General features: G+C 73.3%; 2 protein-coding genes. One reads left to right on the top strand and one right to left on the bottom strand.

Annotation, left to right across the window (positions count from 1 at the left end; translation table 11 throughout):
• Positions 1-7: 7 nt before the first annotated feature.
• On the bottom strand, positions 8-814 hold the full coding sequence (locus E1283_RS35450; RefSeq protein ID WP_132822271.1) for a tyrosine-protein phosphatase: 807 nt from the start codon (positions 812-814) through the stop codon (positions 8-10).
• Positions 815-1,058: 244 nt separating this feature from the next.
• Between E1283_RS35450 and E1283_RS35445 the strand changes: the two genes are divergently transcribed.
• Positions 1,059-2,311, top strand: a 1,253-nt coding sequence (locus tag E1283_RS35445; RefSeq protein ID WP_243745332.1) for a sensor histidine kinase, incomplete at its 3' end; no start/stop codon positions are given.

The following is a 2,311-nucleotide window of genomic DNA, read 5'->3' as shown; positions in this document are numbered from 1 at the left end:
GGGGTGGTCAGGCCGCGGTCACCAGGAGGTCGCGCAGCCGCTCCCGCTCGGGGTCGGTCGCCCCGAGCCCCTCTCCCAGGTACCGGTCGAGCCCGCCCCAGCTCGCGTCGATCTGCTCGAAGGCGGCCTCCAGGTACTCGGCGCGGGCGTCGAACAACGGCGCCAACAACCCCTCGACCTCCGCCACCTCGGCCGGCAGCGCCGGCCGACCGTCGCCCGGCCGCCGCAGCCGGTACCTGCGGTGCGGGGCGTTCGACTTCAGGTAGTCCGCCACGATCGCCGAACGCTCCACGCCGACGGCGAGCAGCACCAGCGCCACCGTGAGCCCCGCCCGGTCCTTGCCCGCCGCGCAGTGCAGCAACGCCGGGACGCCGCCGGCGGACAGCGTGCGCAGCACCCGGCCGTGCTCGGCGGTCCGGTCGAGCACCATCCGCCGGTAGGAGGCGATCATCATGCCGGGCGCCTGCCGGCCGGTGAGTTCGGCGCGCAGCTCGGCCAGGCTGCCGTCCCGCACCAGCGTCCAGAACGCCGCGCCTTCGGCCGGATCGTTGAGCGGGATGTTGACATGCCGGACCCCGGGCAGCGCCACGTCGTGGCCGTCGAGGTCCTGATCCGCCGCGTTGCGGAAGTCGAAGACCGTGTGCAGCCCCAGCGCGCCGAGGAACGCCTGGTCGGCGTCCGTGGCGTGGGCCAGGTGACCGCTGCGGAACAGCACCCCGTGTCGCACCCGCCGCCCGTCGCCCGTCGGTAGCCCGCCCACGTCGCGGAAGTTGACCACTCCGGTGAGCACGGGTTCGGCGGACTGTCGGGTCACGGGTCCTCCCTGGTGCGGGGCGAAGGTCCCCCGACCCTACGACAGGGCCATCCGATAAACCATTGATCCCGGTCGATATCCGGTCAATGCCGTCCGGTCGGCGAACCGGGGTCAAACGCGGCCCGGCCGATGTCACTCGATGGAAGGTGGCGAGGGGTGGCGATTGCGCGAACCGTGCCTCTCCGCAACGCCTTTGACGCATAGCGTGGCCTTACGCATGATGAACCGCCCGATAAGGACACCAATGCCCGAACAGCTACGCCACGGGGCACGCTCCGCCCGCCACAGCAGGCTGGCCGTCCCGGGACCGAGCCGCACGGAGCCGGGGACCAGACGCCGGCTGCTGTGCCTCGCCCTGCTACCCGCCGCGCTCGTGGCCGTCGTCGCGACGGGCGTCGTGGGCTATCTGCTCAGCGGGCCCCGACAGGTGCCGGGCGGCGGAGCCGCCCTGGCCTGCGTCCTGGTCGGGGCCGCCGTGCTGTCCTGCGCCGTGGCGGCGAGCGCCGCCGTGGCCGCCGTGTGCGAGGCCGGTGCCCTGCTCGCCCGGCTCACCCTGCTGCGCCGGCAGGCCACCAGGGTCCGGGTCGAACTCCAGGCGCTGCTGCGCAAGGTGGAGCGCGGCGAGCGGCTCAAGCCGCCCGAGGGGCCGCCGCCCGCCGAGCCGGAGGAGGCCCCGCTCGACCAGCTCAGGCACGAGATCGCCACCGCCGGATACGCGGCCGAGGCGGCCGTGGCCCAGGCGGCCACCACGGGTCTGGCGGGCGGCGGCGACGAGCGGGTCGAGGTCTTCGTCAACCTGGCGCGGCGCATGCAGTCGTTCGTGCACCGGCAACTCGAGTACCTCGACGAGCTGGAGAACGACGTCGAGGACCCCGACCTGCTCAAGGGCCTCTTCCAGATCGACCACCTGGCCACCAGGATCCGCCGGCACGCCGAGAACCTGGCGGTGCTCGGCGGCGCCATCTCCCGGCGCCAGTGGAGCCGCCCGGTCTGCATGTCCGAGGTGCTGCGGTCCTGCATGGCCGAGGTCGAGCACTACTCGCGGATCCGTCTCGTGCCGCCCATCGAGGGCACCGTGCGCGGCCACGCGGTCGCCGACGTCGTCCACCTGCTCGCCGAACTCGTGGAGAACGCCACCGAGTTCTCCGCCCCGCAGACCCAGGTTCTGCTCCGCGTCCAGCGGGTGACCGCCGGGATGGTCATCGAGGTGGAGGACCGTGGCCTCGGCATGACCGCGGCCGAGCAGAACCGGATGAACGCGGTGCTCTCCGGCGCCGAGCGGCTCGACGTGGCCCAACTGCTGGAGGACGGCCGGGTGGGCCTCTTCGTGGTCTCCACGTTGGCCAGGCGGCACGACGTCGTGGTCCAGTTGCAGAGCAACATCTACGGCGGCGTCCAGGCCGTGCTGGTGCTGCCGCACGAACTGCTCGGCGAGGAGTCGGAGGGCGTCTACGTGCCGACCGGCCGGCCCGCCGTGCCGCCGCCGCCCCCGTACCC

The sequence above is a fragment of the Streptomyces hainanensis genome (genome assembly GCF_004348415.1).
Classification (GTDB): Bacteria; Actinomycetota; Actinomycetes; order Streptomycetales; family Streptomycetaceae; genus Streptomyces; species Streptomyces hainanensis.
This window is presented reverse-complemented; position numbering and strand designations above follow the sequence as displayed.